The sequence below is a fragment of the Frigoribacterium sp. AP1 genome (assembly GCF_056680555.1).
The window spans coordinates 2,850,088-2,873,508 of record NZ_CM155288.1; the positions used below are offsets into that span (position 1 = coordinate 2,850,088).

The following is a 23,421-nucleotide window of genomic DNA, read 5'->3' on the forward strand; positions in this document are numbered from 1 at the left end:
GACGACAGCGGGTCGGGCAGGCGCCCGGTCGCGGTGAGGAACCTCTCGTGAAAGCAGCTCCCCGAAGCCGCCGTCTCCGCGTGACGCTGGCGATGGCGCTGATCATCGCCCTCGTCGGCGTGTTCGTGGTGCGCCTGGCAGACATCCAGCTCGTGCAGGCGGCCGAGCTCAACGAGCAGTCCCAGAACAAGCGCGAGATCGTGCAGACGACCTACGGCGATCGTGGTGACATCACCGACGTGGACGGCACCGTGCTCGCCGGCAGCGTCACCCGGTACAACATCACGGCCGCTCCGGCGTTCGCCACGACGGCCAAGGTGAAGGGCGACGACGGCGGGACCACCGAGTTGACCGTCGACCAGGTCGTCGAGCGCATCGCGAAGATCACGGGGGGCGACTCCGCCACCATGAAGAAGGCGCTGACCACCGACCCCGAGGCGAACTTCGCCTACCTGGTCAAGGGTGTCGACGTCGACGCCTTCCGCGGGGTCCGCGAGATGAACGTGTCGTGGGTGTACTTCCAACGCCAGGCCGCACGCACCTACCCCAACGGCGCGGTGGCGGGCAACCTCACGGGCTTCATCGGTACCGACGGGCCGCAGGCCGGACTCGAGCTGAGCCAGGACGCGTGCCTGGCGGGCACCGACGGCTCCGAGACCTACGAGCGAGGAGCCGACGGCGTCCAGTTGCCCGGCAGCACCGTCACGACCAAGAAGGCCGTCGCCGGTGGCACGCTTCGTCTCACCGTCGACAGCGACCTCCAGTACATGACCCAGCAGGCGCTGGGCGAACAGGCCGAGGCCATCGGAGCCGAGTCGGCCACGGCCGTCGTCATGAAGGCGAGCGACGCCTCGTTGCTCGCGGTCGCCGACTACCCGGCCGTCGACCCCAACGACGTCAACGGCACCGCCGTCGACGACCTCGGCAGCAAGGCCTTCACCTACTCGTACGAGCCGGGTTCGACCTTCAAGGCGATGACCGCCGCCATGCTGCTCGACTCGGGCAAGGCCGATCCCGCGACGCGCGCGACGGTGCCCTACTCGCGCACGTTCCCGTGGGGCGGCGAGATCCACGACGCGACCTTCCACCCGACCGAGAACCTCACGCTGACCGGCATCCTGCGCGACTCGTCCAACGTCGGCATCTCGCTGCTCGGTCAGTCGCTGTCGGCCCAGCAACGTCACGACTACATGGTCAAGTTCGGTCTGAACGACCCGACCGGCGTGGCCTTCCTCGGCGAGCCCACGACGGGCATCCGGCCGGCCTCGCAGTGGGACCAGCAGACGAGCATCAACACGATGTTCGGGCAGGGTGTCTCGACGACCGCCGTCCACATCGCGAGCATCTACCAGACGCTGGCCAACCACGGTACCCGTCTGCCGGTCAACCTCGTCGCCGGGTGCACGGCCCCCGACGGCACCGTCACCGAGACCCCCTCGGCCGAGGGCACGAGCGTCGTCTCCCCGTGGGCCGCCGACACGACCGTCAACATGCTCGAGAAGGTCGTCAGCGACGGCGACCTCAAGGACGTCCTGTCGATCCCCGGGTACCGCGTCGCCGCCAAGACCGGCACCGCCGAGGTCGCGCGCTCGGACGGAACCGGCTACGGTTCTGACCGCATCGTCTCGGTGGCGGGCATCGCTCCGGCCGAGAACCCGCAATACGTCGTCGTCGTGACCTTCACCAAGCCCAGTACCATCAAGACGTCGGCCGCTGCGGCGCCGACCTTCAACAAGATCATGTCCCAGGTCCTCGAGATGTATCGGGTCCCTCCGTCGACGGAGCCGGCACCCAGCCTGCCCGAGACCTGGTGAGAGAAGAGGATTCTTTGAGCGCCCGGATCCCCCCGGTCCTTCGACCGGAACATCCGTCGGCGAGGTCACTCGCCCAACTGGTCAGCGAGTTCGGACTCGAGCACGAGGGTTCCCTCGACGGCATCGAGATCACCGGCATCACGCTGAGCACGGCGGACCTCCACCCCGGCGACCTGTACGTGGGCGTGCCCGGCGCGCACCGGCACGGAGCCGAGTTCGCCGACCAGGCACGTGACGGCGGTGCCGTGGCCCTGCTGACCGACGCCGCGGGTGCCGAGCTGGCCCGGTCCAGCGGGCTGCCCGTGGTCCTCGTCGACTCGCCCCGGGCGGCCCTCGGCGAGCTCTCGGCCTGGATCTACCGCACCGACAGCGACGACGCGCCCCTGCTCCTCGCGGTCACCGGCACCAACGGGAAGACCAGCACGTCGTACCTGCTCGAGGGCGTCCTTCGACAGCTGGGCCTCGTCACCGGTCTGAGCAGCACGGCCGAGCGTCACATCGGCGACCTCACCGTCGTCAGCCGTCTCACGACCCCCGAGGCCAGCGAGATGCACGCCCTGCTGGCTCGCATGCGCGAGAGCGAGGTGCGTGCGGTGGCCGTCGAGGTCAGTGCGCAGGCGCTCAGCCGCAACCGCGTCGACGGTCTCGTCTTCGACGTCGCCGCCTTCACCAACCTCAGCCACGACCACCTCGACGACTACGCCGACATGGAGGAGTACTTCCAGGCCAAGTTGCCGCTCTTCCAGCCCGACCGTGCCCGTCGTGCCGTCGTGTCGCTCGACTCGCCGTACGGCCAGCGCGTGGTGGACAACGCCCGCATCCCCCTGACGACGATCACGATCCTCCCCGACGTCGAGGCCGACTGGACGGTCGAGATCCTCGACGAGCAGGCCGCGTACACCGAGTTCCGCCTGTCGGGTCCCGAGCAGCGATCGCTCGTGACGCGCGTCCCGCTGATCGGGTGGCACATGGTCGCGAACGCGGCCCTGGCGATCGTCATGCTGGTCGAGGCGGGCTTCGAGCTCGAGGCCATCGGCCAGGCCCTCGACGCGGACGGCGGCATCGTGGCCTACCTGCCCGGGCGCACCGAGCGCGTCTCGGGTGACACCGGCCCGAGCGTCTACGTCGACTTCGGCCACAGCCCCGACGCCTTCCTCACCACTCTCGCCGCGGTCCGCACCTTCACACCCGGCAAGGTCATCATGCTGTTCGGTGCGGACGGCGACCGCGACACGACGAAGCGCGGCGAGATGGCCCGGGTGGCCGCCGCCGGTTCCGACATCCTGGTCGTGACCGACCACCACCCCCGCTTCGAGGACCCGGCCTCGATCCGCAAGACCCTCGTCGACGCCGCCCGCGAGGCCTACCCCGACCACGAGATCCACGAGGTCAGCCCGCCCGAGGCCGCCATCCGAGCGGCCGTGGCCCTGGCCGGCGCGGGGGACTCGATCCTCTGGGCCGGCCCCGGCCATCAGGACTACCGCGACATCCGTGGCGAGCGCACCCCGTACTCCGCTCGCGACGAGGCCCGAGCGGCCCTGCGCGAAGCCGGGTGGTCCGAGTGATCGCGCTCACGCCCCTCCGGATCGCCGAGATCACCGGCGGTCGCCTGGTCCACCCCGAGGAGGCGCGGGTCGCCACCCCGGTCGACGGCACGGTCGAGACCGACTCGCGTCTGGTCACTCCGGGGTCCCTCTTCTTCGCCCTGCGGGGTGAGGTCACCGACGGCCACCTCTTCGTCGAGGCCGCCACCGCGAACGGCGCGGCCTTGGTGGTCGCCGAGCGCGAGGTCGAGACGACCGCACCGCTCGTCGTCGTCGACGACGGAGTCGTCGCGCTGTCGCGCCTCGCCGCCGCCGTCGTCGAGCACGTCCGAGGTCTCGGCCGTCTGAAGGTCGTCGGTGTCACGGGCTCCAACGGCAAGACGAGCACCAAGAACATGCTGCGCGCCGTCCTGAGCGACGTCGCACCCACCGTCGCGCCGCAGGGGTCGTTCAACAACCACGTCGGCGCGCCGATCTCGATGCTACGCATCGACGAGGCCACCGAGTACCTGGTCGTCGAGATGGGTGCGAGCGGGCCGGGCGAGATCGCCCGTCTCGTCGACATCGCCCGTCCCGACACCGGGGTGGTGCTGAAGGTCGGGCTCGCCCACGCGGGCGGCTTCGGCGGCATCGAGGGCACCCGTGCGGCCAAGGCCGAGATGGTGACCGACCTGCCCGCCTCGGGGACGGCCGTCCTCAACGCCGACGACGACCGCGTCGCCGGCATGGCGTCCGTGACCGCCGCCCGGGTCGTGACCTTCGGGCAGAGCCCGTCGGCCGACTACCGGGCGTCCGACGTCGACGTCTCGGCCGCGGGCACCTCCTTCACCTTCGAGCACGGCGACACGAGTCGCCGGGTCTCGCTGCGCATCCTGGGCGAGCACCACGTGATGAACGCCCTGGCGGCCCTCAGTGTCGTCGGCGAATGGGGCGTCGACCTCGACCGGGCCGTCTCGGTCCTCGAGGGCGTGACGCGGGCCGAGCGGTGGCGCATGGAGGTCCTCGACGCGCCCGGCGGCGTCACCGTCGTGAACGACGCCTACAACGCGAGCCCCGACTCGGTCGCCGCGGCACTGAAGACGCTCGCCCAGATCACCGGTCCCGACCACCGCTCGGTGGCCGTCCTCGGCGAGATGGCCGAACTCGGCGAGTACGCGCGTGACGAGCACGACCGCGTCGGCCGACTGGTCGTCCGGCTGAACGTCCGCCAGCTCGTGGTCGTCGGTCACGAGGCGCGGCACATCCACATGGCGGCGGGCCTCGAAGGCTCGTGGGACGGAGAAAGCGTGCTGGTCGAGACGATCGACGAGGCGTACGACCTCCTGCAAGGCACCCTGCGAGCCGGGGACGTCGTCCTCGTGAAGTCGTCCAAGTCGGCCGGCCTGCGCCTCCTGGGCGATCGTCTGGCCGGGGTGACCGCATGATCGCGCTGTTGATCGGCGGCGGGTTCTCCCTCGCCTTCACGCTGCTGATGACACCGGCGTTCATCAAGCTGTTCCACCGGCTCGGCTGGGGCCAGTTCATCCGCGACGACGGCCCGCAGTCCCACCACACGAAGCGCGGCACGGCGACCATGGGCGGCATCGTCCTGATCATCGGCACGGTGCTGGGCTACTTCATCGGCCACCTGGTCGGCCGGGACGAGCTCACGCTCAGCGGGATGCTCGTGCTGTTCATGATGGTCGGCCTCGGTGTGGTCGGGTTCCTCGACGACTTCCTCAAGGTGCGCAACCAGCGCAGCCTCGGACTCGGCGGTTGGGCGAAGATCGCCGGGCAGGTCGTCGTGGGGGCGGTGTTCGCCGTCCTGGCGCTCTCGTTCACGAACGAGCGCGGGCTGGCACCCGCGTCGACGATGATCTCCGGGCTCCGCGACATCCCGTGGCTCGACTTCATGTTCTTCGGGACGATCATCGGCGGCGGGTTGTTCCTGATCTGGGTCGTCCTCATCACCGTGAGCACCTCGAACGGCGTCAACGTCGCCGACGGCCTGGACGGCCTCGCCACAGGTGCCTCGATCCTCGCGATCGCGTCGTACATCTTCATCGGCTTCTGGCAGAACAACCAGCTCTGCACGAGCGTGCGTCTCGACGAGGCCACACGGGCCGCCTGCTACCAGGTGGCCGACCCGCTCGACCTCGCCGTCGTCGCCGCCTGCATCTGCGGTGGTCTCATCGGCTTCCTGTGGTGGAACACCTCGCCCGCACAGATCTTCCTCGGCGACACCGGGTCACTGGGCCTCGGCGGGGCGCTGGCCGCCCTGGCGATCCTCAGCCGCACCGAACTGCTGCTCGTCCTGATCGGTGGCCTCTTCATCGTCGTCACAGGGTCGGTGATCCTGCAGCGCGCGTACTTCAAGATCACGAAGGGCAAGCGCATCTTCCTGATGAGCCCCCTGCACCACCACTTCGAGCTCAAGGGCTGGGCCGAGGTGACCGTCGTCGTCCGCTTCTGGATCATCGCCGGGCTCTTCGTCGCCGCCGGCGTCGGCACCTTCTACCTCGAATGGATCCTCCGCACCTCATGAGCGACGGCAGCACCGCCCCCCTCGTCGAACGACTGTCCGGGCTCGACAGTTGGCATGCCGACTGGTCCGGCCTCCGGGTAGCCGTCCTCGGGCTCGGTGCGACAGGTTTCTCGGTGGCCGACACCCTGGCCGAGCTGGGTGCCGACGTCCTCGTCGTGGCCCCTGCCGTCGATCCGGACAAAGCCGAACTGCTCCACCTGATCGGGGCGCGTCTCGACGAGGTCGAGTCCCTCGAGGCACCCTCGTCCACGCTCACGGCCTTCGACGCGCAGCTCGTCGTCGCCAGCCCGGGGTTCGCTCCCCATCACCCCCTGGTCCGGTGGGCCGTCGAGTCGGGGCTGGCCGTCTGGGGCGACGTCGAGCTCGCCTGGCGCGTCCGCGACAAGGTCGAGCGCGTGGCCGACTGGGTGCTCGTCACGGGGACCAACGGCAAGACCACGACGACGCAGCTCGCGGCGGCGATGGCCGCCGCGGACGGCCGCCGCGTGGCGCCCTGCGGCAACATCGGCGTCCCCGTCCTCGATGCGGTGCGCGACCCCGACGGCTTCGACCTGTTCGTCGTCGAGCTCTCGAGCCACCAACTGCACTACCTGCCGACCGAGGGGCCCGGTGCCCTCCGACCCCGCGCCTCCGTCTGTCTCAACCTCGAGGCGGACCACCTCGAGTGGCACGGCGGCGTGGACGCCTACCGTGCCGCCAAGGCCAAGGTGTACGAGAACACGGTCGTGGCCTGCATCTACAACAAGGCCGACGAGGCCACCCTCCGCATGGTGGAAGAGGCCGACGTCGAAGAGGGCTGTCGCGCCGTGGGCTTCGGCCTCGACGCCCCGGGGCCGAGCGAGGTCGGCATCGTGACGGGTGACGGCGTCGCCGTGCTGGCCGACCGTGCGTTCCTCGCCGAGCGTCGCTCCCAGGCGCTCGAACTGACCACCCGGGAGGCGCTCCAGGGCGTCGGTCTCGGGGCCGACCACCTCGTCGAGGACGTGCTGGCCGCCGCCGCGCTCGTGCGTGCGGTGGGCGTCGCCCCCGTCTCGATCCGCGACGCCCTCGCCGGTTTCGCGGTGGACCACCACCGCACCGAGGTCGTGGCCGAGTCCGGCGGAGTGACGTGGGTGGACGACTCGAAGGCGACCAACCCCCACGCCGCGCGCGCCTCCTTGACGGCCTTCCCGTCGGTCGTGTGGATCGTCGGAGGCCTCTTCAAGGGCGTCGACGTCGAGCCGCTCGTCCTCGAGTCCACGGGCGCCGTCCGGGCAGCCGTGTTCGTGGGAGTCGACCGTGAGCCCCTCCGACAGGCCTTCTCCCGACACGCGCCCGGCATCCCCGTCTTCGAGGTCGACGCCACCGACACTGGGCAGGTGATGCCGACGGCCGTGCGCCTCGCCGCGAGCCTGGCCCGACCCGGAGACACCGTGCTCCTGGCCCCGGCGGCGGCGTCCATGGACCAGTTCACCGACTACACGGCCCGCGGGCGATCCTTCGCCCAGGCCGTACACGAACACTTGAGGGGTGACGTCGATGGCCAACCCGCCGTCCAGCCTCCCGCGCCGTCGGCCGACTGAGTCGAGTCGCACGCGCCGCGGGCCCGTCCGACCGACCGACGACGCGTCGAGCGGCCTGGGGTCCTCGAAACGCACCGCCGGTGCCGTCGTCCGCGTCAAGAAGCTCTTCGCCGCCGAGACCGGTTCGTACTTCGTGATCCTCGGCACGACGTTGTTCATGGTCGTGCTCGGGCTCGTCATGGTGCTCTCGTCGTCGTCGGTGGAGCAGTACATCTCGTCGCGACACACGTCGTTCTTCGGCGCGTTCATCCGGCAGGGCACCTACGCGGCCGTGGGCATCCCGCTCATGCTCATCGTGTCGCGGCTGCCCGTGTCGTTCCTCAAGCGCTGGGCGTGGCACGTCCTGGGCGCGACGATCGTCCTGCAACTCCTCGTCTTCTCGCCCCTCGGCTACGAGATCGGCGGCAACCGGAACTGGATCGACCTCGGCTCGTTCACGGCGCAGCCCTCCGAGGCCGTCAAGCTCGCGTTGGCGATCTGGCTCGGCATGATCCTCTCGGTCAAGCGCGACCTGCTCGACGACTGGAAGCACCTGGCGATCCCGCTCGTGCCCGTCGCCGGCGTCGCGATCGGTCTCGTCGTGCTCGGCGGCGACCTCGGGACGACCATGATCATGCTCCTGCTCGTCTTCGCGGCCGTCTGGTTCGCCGGTGTCCGCTTGCGCTACCTGCTCGCTCCGCTTGCGTTCCTGGCGGTCGTCGTGCCCCTGATCGCCCAGGGTTCGAGCTCGCGCAACTCACGCATCGCCGCCTGGCTGTCGGGTTGCACCGACTCGAGCCAGTACCAGGCCGAATGCTGGCAGACCCTCCACGGCACCTGGGCGTTGGCCTCGGGGGGACTCTTCGGCGTCGGCCTCGGCAACTCGAAGTCGAAGTGGTCCTGGCTGCCCGAGGCCGACAACGACTTCATCTTCGCCATCATCGGTGAAGAGCTCGGGCTGATCGGCGCGATGGTCGTGTTGGCCCTGTTCATCGTCCTCGCCGTCGGTTTCGTCAAGATCATCCGGCGGACGAACGACCCCTTCGTCCGCGTGACGACCGGGGCCATCACGGCGTGGATCATCGGCCAGGCGCTCGTGAACATCGCGGTCGTGCTGGGGCTGCTGCCCGTCCTGGGCGTCCCCTTGCCACTGATCTCGGCGGGTGGGTCGGCGTTGATCGTCACGCTCGTGGCCATCGGCGTGGTGCTCTCCTTCGCCCGGGTCCCCGAAGAGGCAGGCGCGCCCCAGGGGCTCCCGCGACAGCGGGTAGGGTCTCTGCGGTGACGACGTATCTCCTCGCCGGCGGTGGCACCGCCGGGCACGTGAACCCCCTCCTCGCCGTGGCCGACCGACTCCGCCGGCGCGAACCCGACGCGACGGTCCTCGTGCTCGGCACGGCCGAGGGGCTCGAGGCCCGGCTCGTCCCGCAACGCGGGTACGAGCTGCTGACCGTGCCCCGGCTGCCCTTCCCCCGCAAACCCTCCGCGGCGGCTCTGCGCTTCCCCGGCCGCCTCGCGGGCGCGATCGACGGCATCCGGTCCTTGCTCGCACAACACGACGTCGACGTCGTCGTGGGTTTCGGCGGCTACGCAGCCGCCCCCGCCTACGTCGCCGCATGGCGGTCGAAGGTGCCCGTGGTCGTCCACGAGGCCAACGCGAAGCCCGGCATGGCGAACGTCCTCGGCTCGTTCCTCTCGTCCCACGTCGGCGTCGTCTTCCGCTCCACCCGCCTCCGGGGTGGACGGCAGGTCGGCATGCCGTTGCGCGACGAGATCGAGTCCCTCGACCGGCGTGCCCACCGCGACGAGGCCGTCGCGACGTTCGACCTCGACCCCGCGCGGCCGACGCTGCTCGTCACGGGCGGCTCGACCGGTGCTCGTCGCCTCAACGAGACCATGTCGGAGGCAGCCGTCAGCGTGCTCGGCGCCGGCTGGCAGATCCTGCACATCACGGGTGAGAAATCCGACCTCACCTCGACCGATCTCGACGGACACCACCTGGTGCGGTACTGCGACCGCATGGACCTCGCGCTGTCGGCGGCCGACTTCGTCGTCTCGCGGGCCGGTTCGGCCACGGTGAGCGAGCTCACCGCCCTCGGCCTGCCCTCGGTGCTCGTGCCCTACCCGGTGGGCAACGGCGAGCAGCGTCACAACGCCACCGACGTCGTCGGTGCCGGGGGAGCGCTGCTCGTCGCCGATGCCGACTTCACGCCCGCGTGGGTCGAGCGCATGCTCGTCCCGCTGCTGCTCGACCGGGCCGTCGTGGCCGACATGGCGGTCCGTGCCGCCTCGGTCGGGGTGCGCGACGGCACCGACCGCACGGTCGACCTCGTCCTCGACGCCGTGGGCCGCGCCTCCTCGTCCTCCCAGAACTCCGACCTCAGCGAGACATCATGATCAAGCCCGACCTCGACCAGCCGATCCCCGCCGAACTCGGCGCCGTCCACTTCGTCGGCATCGGCGGCTCCGGCATGAGCGGCATCGCCCGCGTGTTCCTCGCCGCGGGCCACCGGGTCACCGGGTCGGACGCCCGCGACAGCGCAGCCGTCGAGTCCCTCCGGTCGCTGGGCGCCGAGATCGTGATCGGTCACGACGCCGCCAACGTCGGCGAGGCCGACACGCTCGTGGTGACCGGGGCGCTCTGGCAGGACAACCCCGAGTACCAGCTCGCGCTGACGAAGGGCCTGCCGGTCCTGCACCGCTCGCAGGCACTCGCCTGGCTCATCGGGCAGCAGCGGCTCGTGTCGGTGGCCGGAGCGCACGGGAAGACCACGTCGACCGGCATGATCGTCACCGCCCTGCTCGCCGCGGGGCACGACCCGAGCTTCGTGAACGGCGGGGTCATCCAGTCCCTGGGTGTCAGCGCCCGCGGCGGCGACGACGACCTGTTCGTCGTCGAGGCCGACGAGTCCGACGGGTCGTTCCTGCTCTACGACACCTCGGTCGCCCTGATCACCAACGTCGACGCCGACCACCTCGACCACTACGGTTCGCACGAGGCGTTCGACGACGCCTTCGTCCGGTTCGCGTCGGCCGCACGCGAGTTCGTCGTGGTCTCGAGCGACGACGCCGGGGCCGTCCGCGTCACCGGGCGTCTCGACCACCCGCACGTCGTGACCTTCGGCGAGGCCGTCGACGCCGACGTGCGCCTGAGCGACATCGCCTCGATCGGTCCCGTCTCGTTCACGTTGCACGCCGAGGGCCGTTCGTGGCCCGTGCAGTTGCGCGTGCCCGGGCGACACAACGCCGTCAACGCCGCCGGTGCCTTCGCCGTCCTCGTCGGTCTGGGCGTCGACCCCGAGGCCGCCATCGCGGGCCTCGAGACCTTCGGGGGCACCGAGCGACGGTTCGAGCTCCACGGTGTCGTCCGGGGTGTCAGCGTGTACGACGACTACGCCCACCACCCCACCGAGGTCGCCGCCGCACTGCAGGCCGCGCGCTCCGTGGTGGGCGACGGGCGCCTCATCGCCGTGCACCAACCGCATCTCTACAGCCGGACCCGGATGATGGCGGGCGAGTTCGCCGAGACCTACGAGCGGCTCGCGGACCACACCATCGTGCTCGACGTGTACGGTGCGCGCGAGGACCCCGAGCCCGGCGTCACCGGCGCTCTCGTGTCCGAACGCTTCGCCGACCCCGACCGGGTCGACTACGTGTCCGACTGGCAGGCCGCGGCCGACCGCACCGCCGAGGTCGCGCGCGACGGGGACTTCGTCATCACGCTCGGTTGCGGCGACGTCTACCGCATCGTGCCGCAACTGCTCGGCTCGCTCGACGCGGCTCACGAGCCCGTCGTCGCCGTCGCGGAGGACTCCGCGGAGTGACTCGTCACAGCAGGTCCGTGGCGTCGGGGGCCCTCCGATGAAGCGGCCCGACGGATTCGACGAGCCGGAACCCGCCGCGACCCCTCCGGCGGCTCCGACCCGTCGCCGGCGAGGCCGGGATGCGGAGGCCACGGGGCCCGTCCCCGTCGTGGGCGATCCGCGTCCTCGACGCGCGGCGACGGGTGGCTCGACGGCGCAGGGCGACGGGGGCACCGGCCCGTCGTCGCCCCCGTCCACGCTGAGGGGCCGTCTCGGGACGGTCGCCGGAGCCCCCGCGGCCTTGCGGGACCGCCTGGCGAACTCCGGGTCCACGGATGCGACCGACTCGCGCGCGACGGGCGCCCCCGGCGGCTCCGAGCCGCCGCGCATCGTGGCACCCGACGGCACGGCCGCCGAGGCCAAGGCGCGAGCCGCCGCGGCCCGCAAGCAGGCGCGTCGGGCGTCGAGCGAACGGAGGCGCGTGGAACGCGTCGAGGTTCGTCGCTTCACGCGTCGCAGCCGACACCGTCGGGCGACCCTGGTGTCGCTCGGGGCCGTCGTCCTCCTCCTCGTCGCGTCCGTCGCGGTCGCCGTGTTCTCTCCGCTGCTGTCGTTGCAGACCATCCGCGTCGAAGGGACCGAACGCGTCGACGCCTCCGCCGTCCGGAAGGCACTCGACGGACAGCTCGGGACCCCCCTCGCGATGATCGACTTCGACGAGGTCACCCGCGAGCTCGCGGCCTTCCCCCTGATCGCCAGCTACGTGACCGAGACCGCTCCGCCGCACACGCTCGTCGTCCGCATCCAGGAGCGCCAGCCCGTCGCCACGGTCGCCGCGGGGGAGGGGTTCGAACTCGTCGACCCGGCCGGCGTCGTCGTCCAGGAGCTCGACGCCCGGCAAGAGGGGGTGCCCCTCGTCGACGTCGGGGGAGCGGCCCTGGACGGCCCCGCGTACCGTTCGGTCGCCGAGGTGCTGTTGGCGCTGCCGGTCACGCTGCGGTCCACCGTCGACACCGTGACGGCATCGACGGCCGACGACGTGACCCTGCAGCTCACCTCCGGCGAACGGGTCGTGTGGGGCAGCGCCGACGAGTCGGCGAAGAAAGCTCAGGTGCTCGCGGGTCTGATCGCGGACCAGGCCCGGCGCGACCCGGGTGCGAGCGTCGAGTACGACGTGTCCGCTCCCGACAACGGGATCATCAGGACGAGATGAGAGGGTGTCTTCGCGACACGCTGGACACCCTGGCGACGGCGCTTGCAGCGCACCCATACCTTGTGACTGCAGAACTTGCATACCATGTACAACTTTAACCTTCAACTGCAGAGTTAAGGTTCAAGCGGAGGCCCGGACGTGACAACGAACCATAACTACCTAGCCGTGATCAAGGTCGTCGGTGTCGGCGGCGGTGGCGTCAACGCCGTCAACCGCATGATCGAACTCGGGCTCCGCGGGGTGGAGTTCATCGCCATCAACACCGACGCCCAGGCGCTGCTGTTGAGCGATGCCGACGTCAAGCTCGACGTCGGTCGCGAGCTCACCCGGGGCCTCGGCGCCGGTGCCGACCCCGAGGTCGGACGCCGTGCGGCCGAGGACCACGCCGAAGAGATCGAAGAAGCCCTCGCGGGTGCCGACATGGTCTTCGTCACGGCCGGTGAAGGCGGTGGCACCGGCACGGGCGGCGCCCCGGTGGTCGCTCGCATCGCCAAGTCGATCGGCGCCCTGACCATCGGTGTCGTCACGAAGCCCTTCGGCTTCGAGGGCAAGCGCCGTCAGGCCCAGGCCGAGGCCGGGGTCGCCGCCCTGAAGGACGAGGTCGACACCCTCATCGTCGTCCCCAACGACCGTCTGCTCGAGATCAGCGAACGCGGCATCAGCATGGTCGAGGCCTTCGGCACGGCCGACCAGGTGCTCCTCGCGGGTGTCCAGGGCATCACCGACCTGATCACCACGCCCGGTCTCATCAACCTCGACTTCGCCGACGTCAAGTCGGTCATGCAGGGCGCGGGTTCGGCCCTCATGGGCATCGGTTCGTCGCGGGGCGCCGATCGCGCCATCAAGGCGGCAGAGCTGGCCGTGGCCTCCCCGCTGCTCGAGGCGAGCATCGACGGTGCGCACGGCGTGCTGCTGTCCATCCAGGGCGGTTCGAACCTGGGCATCTTCGAGATCAACGACGCAGCCCGTCTGGTCCAAGAGGCCGTCCACGCCGAGGCCAACATCATCTTCGGTGCCGTGATCGACGACACCCTCGGCGACGAGGTGCGCGTGACGGTCATCGCAGCCGGCTTCGACGGTGGCGAGCCTTCGACCAAGGTGAAGGACCGCCGGTCGAGCTTCGTCGACTCCGAGGGCCCCACGGCGACCTCGGTCGCCGGCGTCTCGGCCATCGCCGACAGCGGTGCGACGCACGAGCCCGCTGCCTGGAAGCGGCCCGAAGAGCCCGCGACCCAGGCCGTCGACCCGGCCTTCGACGACGGTGACGACGACCTCGACGTCCCGGACTTCCTCAAGTAACGACGAATGACCGATCCGACGTGTGTCGACGGCGACCTGGGCGAGCGTCTCGCCCGGGTCGCCGCGGCCGTCGACGATGCCTGCGCCTCCGCGGGACGGTCTCCGGACGAGCTCACCACGATCGTCGTCACGAAGTTCCACCCGCCCGGCCTGATCCGTGCGCTGTACGCCCTGGGCGTCCGCGACGTCGGAGAGAACCGTCATCAAGAGGCGCAGGCGAAGGCCGCCGAGTTGAGCGACCTCGACGGGCTCCGGTGGCATTTCGTCGGTCAGTTGCAGTCGAAGAAGGCGCGGCAGGCCCGGCGCTACGCACACGCCGTGCACTCGCTCGACCGTGACTCCGTGGTCGACGGTCTGTCCGACGACTCCGGTTCCGTCGTCGACGGGTTCGTCCAGGTCAACCTGACCGACGATCCGGGCCGCGGGGGAGTCGCCGAGCGGGACGTCGAGACGCTGGCCGAGAAGGTGCTCTCGACCCCGGGGCTGCGGCTGCGGGGCGTCATGGCGGTCGCCCCCTTGGACGAGGAGGCGCGACCCGCCTTCGCGCGCCTCCGGGCGGTCTCCGAGCGGGTGCGGTCCCTCGAGGCGACGGCCGACGCGATCTCGGCCGGCATGTCCCCCGACTTCGCCGAGGCCGTCGCCGAGGGCGCGACACACCTACGGATCGGCACGGCAATCACGGGTTCTCGCCCCGATGCTCGTTAATGTCGGACCTGACGATCCACTGACTCGGAGGAACACCATGGCCAACCCGCTGCGCAAGACGATGGTCTACCTGGGCCTCGCCGACGAAGAGCTCGAGTACGACGAGCAGCCCCACGAGCGAGCGCAGCCCCAGCAGTCGTCGCGACCTCAGGCGGCCGCGCAGGCTCCGGCTCCGGTCGCCCCGGTCCATTCGGCTCCCACTGCCGCCCCCGCGCCCACCCGCGCCCCCGTGACGCCCCTGCGTCGCTCCTCGCCCCCGAAGAACACGGTGCCCCACGACATGAACGAGATCCTGACGGTCCACCCCCGCGAGTACAAGGACGCCCAGGCGATCGCCGAGAGCTTCCGAGACGGCATCCCGGTGATCATCAACCTGTCGCAGATGACCGAGGCGGACGCCCGTCGTCTGGTCGACTTCGCCAGCGGACTCTCGCAGGGGCTGTACGGCAAGATCGAGCGCGTGACGAACAAGGTCTTCCTGCTGTCACCGGCGCACATCGCGGTGAGCGGCGAGCAGGCTGAGGTAGAATCCGACATCGAAGCGTCGTTCTTCGCCCAGTCGTGACGAGTCCGTCGTCCCGGCTTCTCCGCGTCGACGTGACGACCTGCCCGCCCGCGAGTCCCCTCGCGCCGACTCGTGTGAGCTGATGACCCCCCGATGATCACTTACCTGATCGCCACGATCGCGTACTACGTGCTGCTGATCTTCTTCCTGCTCATGTGGGCGCGCTTCGTGCTCGACCTGGCGCAGTCGTTCAGTCGTGGCTGGCGTCCCCGAGGGCCCGTCCTCGTGTTGGCCGAGGTGGCCTACACCGTGACCGATCCGCCCATCCGTCGCGTGCGCAAGATCCTGCCGCCCGTGCGGCTCGGTTCGGTCGCACTCGACTTCGGCTGGAGCATCATCATGCTGGCCGTGATCATCCTGATGAGCGTCGCCTCCGGGCTCCGCGCCGTCGGCTGACCACGTCGTCGGCGAGTGACAGGGTAGGCTCACTGCAGCGCCTGAACGGCACGACCCCGGCCCGACCGGGTCCCGTTCCTCTACGGTGTAGAAGAACGACACAGACCACGATCACACGATCCAACAGATGCACGAGGTGACGGCAATGGCTTTGACGCCGGAAGACGTAGTCAACAAGCGGTTCCAGCCGACGAAGTTCCGCGAGGGATACGACCAGGACGAGGTCGACGACTTCCTCGACGAGGTCGTCGCCGAGCTGCGACGTCTCAACCAGGAGAACGACGAGCTGCGTCAACGCCTCTCGTCGGGCGAGTCCGCCCCCGCGACGCAGGCCGCCCCCGTGTCGGCCCCGGTGGCCAGCGCCCCGGCTCCTGCGTCGGCACCGGCTCCCGCCTCGGCCCCCGAGGCCGTCGAGCCCGAGCCGGTCGTCGAGCCCGAGCCCGTCGTCGCGGCCCCCGCCGCCGTGGCGTCCGCTCCCGCCTACTCCGCCCCGGCCGTGTCAGAGGCCGACGAGACCAGCAGCACCAACAGCCTGCTCCAGTTGGCCCGTCGTCTGCACGAAGAGCACGTCCGCGAGGGTGTCGAGAAGCGTGACGCTCTCATCGCCGAAGGTCACGCCACCGCCGCACGCCTCGTGTCCGAGGCCGAGGCCCGTCAGCGTGAGGTCGTCGCCGAGGCCGAGACGAAGTCGCGTGACATCGTCGGTGCCGCCGAGACGCAGCAGCGCGAGATCCTCGATCGCCTCAACACCGAGCGCTCGAGTGTCGAACGTCGCATCGACGACCTGCGGTCGTTCGAGCGTGACTACCGCTCCAAGCTCAAGAGCTACATCGAAGGTCAGCTCCACGAGCTCGACGGCGAGGGCACGGGCGAGGCCGCCCGGTCGACTCCGGCCAGCGCCCAGGGCTTCGGCTCGAACTAAGGTCTTGTCGAGCGACAAGCCCACCACGAAGGCCAGCGTCCGCGTTCTCGCGACGCTGGCCTTTGTCGCGGTCGTGGCCTACGGCCTCGATCAGGGCACCAAACTGTTGGTCACCCGCACCCTCGTCGAAGGCGGTTCCGTCGACGTCGTCGGCGAGTTCTTCCAACTGCACTTCGTCAAGAACCCCGGCGCCGCCTTCTCGTTCGCGAGCGGTTCGACGTGGATCTTCTCGATCGCCGCCGCCGGTGTCGCCGTCGCCATCCTGATCGTGGCCCGGCGCATCCGATCGCTGGCCTGGTCGATCATGCTGGGCATGCTGCTCGGTGGCACCCTCGGCAACCTCACCGACCGCCTGCTCCGAGAGCCCTCCTTCGGGCAGGGACACGTCATCGACTTCATCTACTTCCCGTCCCTCCTGCCGGCCATCTTCAACGTGGCGGACGTCTTCATCGTCTCGAGCATGGGATTGCTCCTCCTGCTCACGTTGCTGGGCATCGGGCTCGACGGCACGCGCACGCCGAGCACGAAGAAGGCTCGGCGTTCGGCGGAGGACGGGCAGGACGGCGGTTCGCCGGTGGTCGACCCGGCGCCGGACGGCCAGCCGACGACCCCTGACGGGGAGCCGAGCGCTCCTGCTCACACCGCGCCTCCTGCCGACCGCCGGAGCAACTCGTGAGCGAGACGCGCGCCCTCCCGGTGCCCGACGGGCTCGCCGGCGAACGTGTCGACGCCGCCCTGGCGAAGCTGCTCGGCTTCAGCCGCACCTTCGCCGCCGAGGTCGCCGCCTCGGGTGGGGTGACGGTCGACGGTCGCACCGCCGGCAAGTCGGACCGGCTCGAGGCCGGTGCGTGGCTCGACGTCACCTGGTCACCGCGCGAGGCCCCCGCCGTGGTCGCCGTCGACGTACCGGGCATGGCAGTCGTGCACGACGACGACGAGATCGTGGTCGTCGACAAGCCCGTCGGCGTCGCTGCTCACCCGTCGGTCGGATGGACCGGTCCGACCGTGCTCGGCGGGCTCGCCGCCGCGGGCTTCACCGTGTCGACGTCGGGTGCGTCCGAACGGGCCGGCATCGTCCACCGCCTCGACGTCGGCACCAGTGGACTCATGGTCGTGGCGAAGACCGAGCGGGCCTACACGCTGCTTAAACAGGCGTTCCGTGAGCGGACCGTCGAGAAGATCTACAACGCGGTCGTCCAGGGCCACCCCGACCCGCTCACCGGGACGATCGACGCGCCCATCGGGCGCCACCCGTCGTCCGACTGGAAGTTCGCGGTGGTCGTCGACGGCAAGCCGTCGGTCACCCACTACGAGACGGTCGAGGCGTTCCCGTCCGCCTCGTTGCTCGAGATCCACCTCGAGACGGGTCGGACCCACCAGATCCGCGTCCACATGGCGGCCCAGCGACACCCCTGCGTCGGTGACGCGACCTACGGCGCCGATCCGACGCTCTCGGCGACGCTCGGTCTCACGCGGCAGTGGCTACACGCCGTGCAGCTCGGTTTCCGTCACCCCGGGACGGGTGAGCCGGTGGTGTACCGGTCGACCTACCCCACCGACCTGCAGCTCGCTCTCGATGTCCTCCGTCGGAGTTAGGCTGTTCCCCTAGTCGCCAGATCCACCACCAGACGAGGAGCCCCGTGGCCTCGAGCAAAGACTCATTCGTCCATCTGCACGTGCACAGCGAGTACTCGATGCTCGACGGTGCGGCCCGGGTCAAGCCGTTGGTCACCGAGGCCGCGGCGCAGGGGATGCCCGCGGTGGCGGTCACCGACCACGGCAACGTGTTCGGGGCGTACGACTTCTGGAAGACCGCGACCGAGGCGGGCGTCAAGCCCATCATCGGCACCGAGGCCTACATCACGCCGGGCACGCACCGGGGCGACAAGACGCGTGTCCGGTGGGGCGACGGCGGACGCGACGACGTGTCGGGTTCCGGTGCGTACACGCACATGACCCTGCTGTCCGAGAACACCACGGGCATGCACAACTTGTTCCGCCTCTCGTCCCGGGCCTCGCTCGAGGGGTACTACTTCAAGCCCCGCATGGACCGCGAACTGCTGTCGCAGTACTCCGAGGGCCTCATCGCCACGACCGGGTGCCCGAGTGGCGAGGTGCAGACCCGCCTGCGGCTCGGCCAGTACGACGAGGCGCTCAAGGCGGCCTCCGACTTCCGAGACATCTTCGGCCGAGAGAACTACTTCGCCGAGATCATGGACCACGGGCTCGGCATCGAGCGCCAGATCATGGGCGACCTGCTGCGCCTGGCGAAAGACCTCGACCTGCCGCTCGTCGCGACGAACGACCTCCATTACACACACGAGCACGATGCCACCAGCCACGCGGCGCTCCTCTGCGTCCAGTCCGGCTCGACGCTCAACGACCCGAACCGCTTCAAGTTCGACGCCGACGAGTTCTACCTCAAGTCCGCTCAGCAGATGCGACACCTCTTCCGCGACCACCCCGAGGCGTGTGACAACACGCTGCTCATCGCGGAGCGGTGCGACGTGCAGTTCAACACCTCGGCCAACTACATGCCGCGCTACCCGGTGCCCGAGGGCGAGACCGAAGAGACCTGGTTCATCAAAGAGGTCGAGAAGGGGCTCGTGTACCGCTACCCGGCGGGCATCCCCGACGACGTGCGCAAGCAGGCCGAGTACGAGATCGGTGTCATCACCGGCATGGGATTCCCCGGGTACTTCCTCGTGGTCGCCGACTTCATCAACTGGTCGAAGGAGAACGGCATCCGGGTCGGGCCGGGCCGTGGCTCGGGGGCCGGCTCGATGGCCGCCTACGCCATGCGCATCACCGACCTCGACCCGCTGCGCCACGGTCTGATCTTCGAGCGGTTCCTCAACCCCGACCGCGTCTCCATGCCCGACTTCGACGTCGACTTCGACGACCGTCGTCGCGGTGAGGTGATCCAGTACGTCACCGAGAAGTACGGCGACGAACGTGTCGCGCAGATCGTCACGTACGGCACCATCAAGGCGAAGCAGGCCCTGAAGGACAGCTCCCGAGTGCTCGGATTCCCCTTCGGCATGGGTGAGAAGCTCACCAAGGCCATGCCCCCCGCCGTGATGGGCAAGGACATCCCCCTCACCGGCATCTTCGACAAGCAGCACGAGCGCTACAAAGAGGCCGGCGACATCCGCACCGTGGTCGAGTCCGACCCCGAGGCCAAGACCGTCTTCGACACGGCGCTCGGCCTCGAGGGGCTGAAGCGCCAATGGGGTGTGCATGCCGCCGGCGTCATCATGTCGAGCGATCCGCTCATCGACATCATCCCGATCATGAAGCGCGAGCAGGACGGTCAGATCGTCACGCAGTTCGACTACCCGGCCTGCGAGTCCCTCGGGCTGATCAAGATGGACTTCCTGGGGTTGCGCAACCTCACGATCATCAACGACGCCCTCGACAACATCAGGACGAACCGTGGCTTCGACCTCGTGCTCGAAGACCTCGAGCTCGACGACCGGGGCGCCTACGAACTGCTGGGGCGCGGCGACACGCTCGGGGTGTTCCAACTGGACGGCGGGCCCATGCGCGGGCTCCTCCGCCTGATGAAGCCCGACAACTTCGAAGACATCTCGGCCGTCATCGCGCTCTACCGACCGGGCCCCATGGGTGCCAACTCGCACACGAACTACGCCTTGCGCAAGAACGGCGCGCAAGACATCACCCCGATCCACCCCGAGCTCGAAGAGCCGCTGCAAGAGATCCTCTCGACCAGCTACGGCCTGATCATCTACCAAGAGCAGGTCATGGCCATCGCGCAGAAGGTCGCCGGCTTCTCGCTGGGTCAGGCCGACATCCTCCGACGCGCCATGGGCAAGAAGAAGAAGTCCGAGCTCGACAAGCAGTACGCCGGGTTCGAGAAGGGCATGTTCGACAACGGGTTCTCGCCCGATGCCGTCAAGATGCTCTGGGACATCCTGCTGCCCTTCTCCGACTACGCCTTCAACAAAGCGCACTCGGCTGCGTACGGCGTGGTCTCGTACTGGACGGCCTACCTCAAGGCCCACTACCCGGCCGAGTACATGGCCGCCCTGCTCACGAGCACGGGGGACTCCCGAGACAAGCTGGGCCTCTACCTCAACGAGTGCCGCCGGATGGGCATCAAGGTGTTGCCGCCCGACGTCAACGAATCCATCGGGTTCTTCGCGGCCGTCGGCGACGACATCCGCTTCGGCATGGGGGCCGTGCGCAACGTCGGCTTCAACGTGGTCGACCACGTCATCGCCGCGCGCAAGAAAGAAGGTGCTTTCACCTCGTTCCACGACTTCCTGCGCAAGGTGCCGCTCCCCGTGGCGAACAAGCGCACCGTCGAGTCTCTCGTCAAGGCAGGGGCATTCGACTCGCTGGGGTCCACACGGCGTGCCCTCGTCGAGATCCACGAGTCCGCTGTCGAGGCCGCGGTCAGCGAGAAGCGGGCCGAGGCGAACGGTCAGGTCGGCTTCGACTTCGACTCCTTGTGGGACGAGCCGCAGGACGTCCAGCACGTGCCCGAACGTCCCGAGTGGTCCAAACGCGACAAGCTGGCGTTCGAGCGAGACATGCTGGGCCTGTATGTCTCCGATCACCCGCTCGCAGGCCTCGAGCTGCCTCTGGCGAAGCACGCCCAGACGACGGTCACCGACATCCTGGCGAGCGACCCCGCGACGATCGACGGCGAGACGGTCACGATCGCCGGGCTCATCACCAGCGTGCAGCACCGGGTCGCGCGCAACTCGGGCAACCCCTACGGCATCATCACCGTCGAGGACTTCGGGGGCGAGATCTCGGCCATGTTCCTCGGCAAGACCTACCAAGAGTTCGGGCCGTCACTCGTCGGCGACTCGATCATCGTGCTCAAGGGCCGGGTCAGCGTCCGCGACGACGGCATGAACATGCACGCCGCGAGCATGTTCATGCCCGACCTGGGCGTCGGCGTGACCCACGGGCCGCTGCTCCTGCAGATGCCCGAGCACCGGGCCACACATGACACGGTCACCGAGTTGGCGGCGGTGCTCGGCCGTCATGCCGGCGGCACCGAGGTCCGCCTCCGACTCGTCAAGGGCGAGGCCGCCCGCGTGTTCGAGATCCCCATGCCGGTCGACGTCACGGCCGACCTGTTCGGCGAACTCAAGAGCCTGTTGGGTCCCGGCTGCCTCGTCTGAGGTGGTCGGCACCCGGCTGCCGACACGAGGCGCGCCCGGCGTCAGTCCTCGAGGTGCACAGGCCTGAGATACCGCCGGTCGTGGTACAGCAGGGCGTCGTCGTCCTCGCCGACGCCGCCCGTCCCGATGCGCACGACCACGACGGCGTTGCCGTGGACCGGCAACCGCTCGACGACGGTCCCGGTCATCCAGGCGGTCACGCCCGTCAGCAGCGGCACCCCGTTCGGCCCGTCGGTCCAGTGGTCCCCGGCGAAGCGCTCGGCGGCGGGACCCGCCATGCGTCGGGCGAGGTCGCGGTTGCGCAGGCCGAGCAGGTGCACGATGACCTGGTCCGTCTCCGAGACAGCAGGCCATGAACTCGCCGTCCTGGCCATGTTGAAGGTCGCGAGCGGCGGCACGGCGGCCAGTGACGCCAGGGATGTGGCCGTGAACCCGACCGGCGCGCCGTCGGCGTCTCGCGCCGTCACGATCGCGACACCGGCGGCGTGGCGTCGGAAGGCCTCCTTGAACACCTCGAGGGAGTCGTCGGGCCGCGAGATTGTCGCGTTGTCGTCCGTCATGCTCCCGACCCTACTGACTAGGCTGGACGGGCCATGATCCAGACCACAGATCTGCGCGGTCTCGCGCCGACCCACGCCCAGCTGCTCGACCTCGTCCCGCGGTCCCACGCCGACGTCGGCGCCGCGACGGACGCCGCCCGGCGTCTCGTCGACGACGTCCGCGAGCGGGGTGCCGCCGCCCTGCGCGACCAGGCGGCACGCTTCGACGGCGTCCGTCCCGACACGCTGCGCGTCGCGACGCAGACCATCGACGACGCCGTGGCAGCCCTGGACCCCCTGGTCAAGGAGGCGCTGGTCGAGTCGATCGCGCGGGTCACGCAAGCCAGCCGGGCCCAGGTCCCGGCGTCGACCACGACCAGACCAGCCCCGGGGGCCGTCATCGAGCAGCGGTGGCAGCCCGTCACGCGCGCCGGAGTGTACGTTCCCGGCGGCAAGGCCGTGTATCCCTCGAGCGTGGTGATGAACGTCGTCCCCGCACAGGTGGCAGGGGTGTCGTCGATCGCCCTCGTGTCACCCGCGCAGCGCGAACACGGCGGGGGAGTCCACCCCGTCATCCTGGGTGCGGCCGGGTTGTTGGGCATCGACGAGGTCTACGCGATCGGCGGTGCCGGCGCCATCGGTGCGCTCGCCTACGGCGTGCCCGAGCTCGAGCTCGAGCCGGTCCAGGTCATCACGGGTCCGGGCAACAACTTCGTCGCCGCGGCGAAGCAGCTCGTGCGCGGTCGTGTCGGCATCGATTCAGTGGCCGGCGCGACCGAGATCCTCGTCATCGCGGACGACTCGGCGGACGCCACGTTGGTCGCCGTCGACCTCATCAGCCAGGCCGAGCACGACGAGGAGGCCTCGGCCGTCCTCGTCACGGACTCAGCCGCCTTCGGCGAGGCCGTCGTCGCCGAACTCACCCGGCTCGTGCCCCGCACCCTGAGCGCCGCCCGAGTCCGGACCGCCCTCTCCGGTCGCCAATCGGCGGTCGTCCTGGTCGACGACCTCCGGCAGGCCGCCGCCTTCAGCAACGCCTACGGGCCCGAGCACCTCGAAGTGCAGACCCGCGACGACGACGCGGTCCTGGCCGACATCACCGACGCCGGCGCGATCTTCGTGGGGCCGGACACGCCCGTCAGTCTGGGCGACTACCTCGCCGGTTCGAACCACGTCCTGCCCACCAGCGGGCAGTCGCGCTTCTCGTCCGGGCTCGGCGCGTTCACGTTCCTCCGACCGCAACAGATCGTCCGGTACGACGCCGAAGCCCTCGGTGTCGTGGCCGAGCGGCTCGTGGCGCTCTCGAACGCCGAGCTGCTGCCCGCCCACGGCGAGGCCGTCGCGGCCCGGCTGTCGCGCCCCTGAACCGAGAACGGTCCCCGCGGACGGGCTCTCGG

General features: G+C 69.8%; 19 protein-coding genes. 18 read left to right on the forward strand and 1 reads right to left on the reverse strand.

The features are described from left to right. The first annotated feature begins 47 nt into the window (after positions 1-47). The 17 genes from AC1MBW_RS13545 to dnaE all read left to right on the forward strand — a co-directional run bounded on the left by AC1MBW_RS13545 (position 48) and on the right by dnaE (position 21,485). Positions 48-1,814 carry a peptidoglycan D,D-transpeptidase FtsI family protein gene (locus AC1MBW_RS13545; RefSeq protein ID WP_480024815.1) on the forward strand — a complete coding sequence of 589 codons (1,767 nt, stop codon included), beginning with the start codon at positions 48-50 and terminating at the stop codon, positions 1,812-1,814. A gap of 14 nt (positions 1,815-1,828) precedes the next feature. Then, positions 1,829-3,379 carry a Mur ligase family protein gene (locus AC1MBW_RS13550; protein WP_054146786.1) on the forward strand — a complete coding sequence of 517 codons (1,551 nt, stop codon included), beginning with the start codon at positions 1,829-1,831 and terminating at the stop codon, positions 3,377-3,379. After that, the gene (locus AC1MBW_RS13555) at positions 3,376-4,782 is read left to right on the forward strand and encodes a UDP-N-acetylmuramoyl-tripeptide--D-alanyl-D-alanine ligase (protein WP_480026120.1); all 1,407 of its coding nucleotides are present in this window, start codon (positions 3,376-3,378) and stop codon (positions 4,780-4,782) included. The genes AC1MBW_RS13550 and AC1MBW_RS13555 overlap by 4 nt, the downstream gene beginning before the upstream one ends. Beyond that, positions 4,779-5,882 carry a phospho-N-acetylmuramoyl-pentapeptide-transferase gene (gene mraY, locus AC1MBW_RS13560; protein WP_054146788.1) on the forward strand — a complete coding sequence of 368 codons (1,104 nt, stop codon included), beginning with the start codon at positions 4,779-4,781 and terminating at the stop codon, positions 5,880-5,882. Before AC1MBW_RS13555 ends, mraY begins: the two co-directional genes overlap by 4 nt. Then, positions 5,879-7,444, forward strand: a complete 1,566-nt coding sequence (gene murD, locus AC1MBW_RS13565; RefSeq protein WP_480024816.1) for a UDP-N-acetylmuramoyl-L-alanine--D-glutamate ligase — start codon at positions 5,879-5,881, stop codon at positions 7,442-7,444. The genes mraY and murD overlap by 4 nt, the downstream gene beginning before the upstream one ends. Further along, the gene (gene ftsW, locus AC1MBW_RS13570) at positions 7,401-8,708 is read left to right on the forward strand and encodes a putative lipid II flippase FtsW (RefSeq protein WP_480026121.1); all 1,308 of its coding nucleotides are present in this window, start codon (positions 7,401-7,403) and stop codon (positions 8,706-8,708) included. The genes murD and ftsW overlap by 44 nt, the downstream gene beginning before the upstream one ends. Further along, a complete protein-coding gene (locus AC1MBW_RS13575) occupies positions 8,705-9,820 on the forward strand; it encodes a UDP-N-acetylglucosamine--N-acetylmuramyl-(pentapeptide) pyrophosphoryl-undecaprenol N-acetylglucosamine transferase (RefSeq protein ID WP_480024817.1) in 1,116 nt (371 codons plus the stop codon). The genes ftsW and AC1MBW_RS13575 overlap by 4 nt, the downstream gene beginning before the upstream one ends. Then, positions 9,817-11,247, forward strand: coding sequence for a UDP-N-acetylmuramate--L-alanine ligase (gene murC / locus AC1MBW_RS13580; RefSeq protein ID WP_480024818.1), 1,431 nt, complete (start codon positions 9,817-9,819; stop codon positions 11,245-11,247). The genes AC1MBW_RS13575 and murC overlap by 4 nt, the downstream gene beginning before the upstream one ends. 148 nt (positions 11,248-11,395) lie before the next feature. Further along, positions 11,396-12,439 carry a cell division protein FtsQ/DivIB gene (locus AC1MBW_RS13585; protein ID WP_480024819.1) on the forward strand — a complete coding sequence of 348 codons (1,044 nt, stop codon included), beginning with the start codon at positions 11,396-11,398 and terminating at the stop codon, positions 12,437-12,439. A gap of 138 nt (positions 12,440-12,577) precedes the next feature. Next, positions 12,578-13,738 carry a cell division protein FtsZ gene (gene ftsZ, locus AC1MBW_RS13590; protein ID WP_054146791.1) on the forward strand — a complete coding sequence of 387 codons (1,161 nt, stop codon included), beginning with the start codon at positions 12,578-12,580 and terminating at the stop codon, positions 13,736-13,738. Positions 13,739-13,744: 6 nt separating this feature from the next. Beyond that, positions 13,745-14,443 carry a YggS family pyridoxal phosphate-dependent enzyme gene (locus tag AC1MBW_RS13595; protein WP_054146792.1) on the forward strand — a complete coding sequence of 233 codons (699 nt, stop codon included), beginning with the start codon at positions 13,745-13,747 and terminating at the stop codon, positions 14,441-14,443. 37 nt (positions 14,444-14,480) lie between these two features. Next, positions 14,481-15,008, forward strand: a complete 528-nt coding sequence (locus tag AC1MBW_RS13600) for a cell division protein SepF (RefSeq protein WP_054146793.1) — start codon at positions 14,481-14,483, stop codon at positions 15,006-15,008. Positions 15,009-15,101: 93 nt separating this feature from the next. Then, positions 15,102-15,404 carry a YggT family protein gene (locus tag AC1MBW_RS13605; protein WP_054146794.1) on the forward strand — a complete coding sequence of 101 codons (303 nt, stop codon included), beginning with the start codon at positions 15,102-15,104 and terminating at the stop codon, positions 15,402-15,404. A 145-nt stretch (positions 15,405-15,549) separates the two neighbouring features. Then, positions 15,550-16,326: a DivIVA domain-containing protein gene (locus tag AC1MBW_RS13610; protein ID WP_480024820.1), complete on the forward strand. Its 777-nt coding sequence runs from the start codon at positions 15,550-15,552 to the stop codon at positions 16,324-16,326. A 4-nt stretch (positions 16,327-16,330) separates the two neighbouring features. Then, positions 16,331-17,002 (forward strand): signal peptidase II, encoded by a 672-nt coding sequence (gene lspA, locus AC1MBW_RS13615; RefSeq protein WP_082383342.1) that lies wholly within the window; start codon positions 16,331-16,333, stop codon positions 17,000-17,002. Beyond that, on the forward strand, positions 16,999-17,922 hold the full coding sequence (locus AC1MBW_RS13620; RefSeq protein ID WP_480024821.1) for an RluA family pseudouridine synthase: 924 nt from the start codon (positions 16,999-17,001) through the stop codon (positions 17,920-17,922). The genes lspA and AC1MBW_RS13620 overlap by 4 nt, the downstream gene beginning before the upstream one ends. A gap of 44 nt (positions 17,923-17,966) precedes the next feature. Then, on the forward strand, positions 17,967-21,485 hold the full coding sequence (gene dnaE / locus AC1MBW_RS13625; protein ID WP_480024822.1) for a DNA polymerase III subunit alpha: 3,519 nt from the start codon (positions 17,967-17,969) through the stop codon (positions 21,483-21,485). A gap of 41 nt (positions 21,486-21,526) precedes the next feature. Here the strand turns inward: dnaE and AC1MBW_RS13630 are convergent, their stop codons facing one another. Then, positions 21,527-22,045 carry a flavin reductase family protein gene (locus AC1MBW_RS13630; protein WP_054146165.1) on the reverse strand — a complete coding sequence of 173 codons (519 nt, stop codon included), beginning with the start codon at positions 22,043-22,045 and terminating at the stop codon, positions 21,527-21,529. A gap of 33 nt (positions 22,046-22,078) precedes the next feature. Between AC1MBW_RS13630 and hisD the strand changes: the two genes are divergently transcribed. Next, complete coding sequence (gene hisD, locus AC1MBW_RS13635; RefSeq protein WP_480024823.1) at positions 22,079-23,389, forward strand: histidinol dehydrogenase; 1,311 nt, start codon at positions 22,079-22,081, stop codon at positions 23,387-23,389. Positions 23,390-23,421: the final 32 nt, after the last annotated feature.

Bases quoted from the DNA above. Each gene is read 5' to 3' on its own strand.
- AC1MBW_RS13630 (WP_054146165.1), bottom strand. From the start codon at position 22,045: ATGACGGACGACAACGCGACAATCTCGCGGCCCGACGACTCCCTCGAG.
- murD (WP_480024816.1), top strand. From the start codon at position 5,879: ATGAGCGACGGCAGCACCGCCCCCCTCGTCGAACGACTGTCCGGGCTC.
- AC1MBW_RS13595 (WP_054146792.1), top strand. From the start codon at position 13,745: ATGACCGATCCGACGTGTGTCGACGGCGACCTGGGCGAGCGTCTCGCC.
- mraY (WP_054146788.1), top strand. From the start codon at position 4,779: ATGATCGCGCTGTTGATCGGCGGCGGGTTCTCCCTCGCCTTCACGCTG.
- AC1MBW_RS13605 (WP_054146794.1), top strand. From the start codon at position 15,102: ATGATCACTTACCTGATCGCCACGATCGCGTACTACGTGCTGCTGATC.
- ftsW (WP_480026121.1), top strand. From the start codon at position 7,401: ATGGCCAACCCGCCGTCCAGCCTCCCGCGCCGTCGGCCGACTGAGTCG.
- AC1MBW_RS13610 (WP_480024820.1), top strand. From the start codon at position 15,550: ATGGCTTTGACGCCGGAAGACGTAGTCAACAAGCGGTTCCAGCCGACG.
- murC (WP_480024818.1), top strand. From the start codon at position 9,817: ATGATCAAGCCCGACCTCGACCAGCCGATCCCCGCCGAACTCGGCGCC.
- hisD (WP_480024823.1), top strand. From the start codon at position 22,079: ATGATCCAGACCACAGATCTGCGCGGTCTCGCGCCGACCCACGCCCAG.
- AC1MBW_RS13600 (WP_054146793.1), top strand. From the start codon at position 14,481: ATGGCCAACCCGCTGCGCAAGACGATGGTCTACCTGGGCCTCGCCGAC.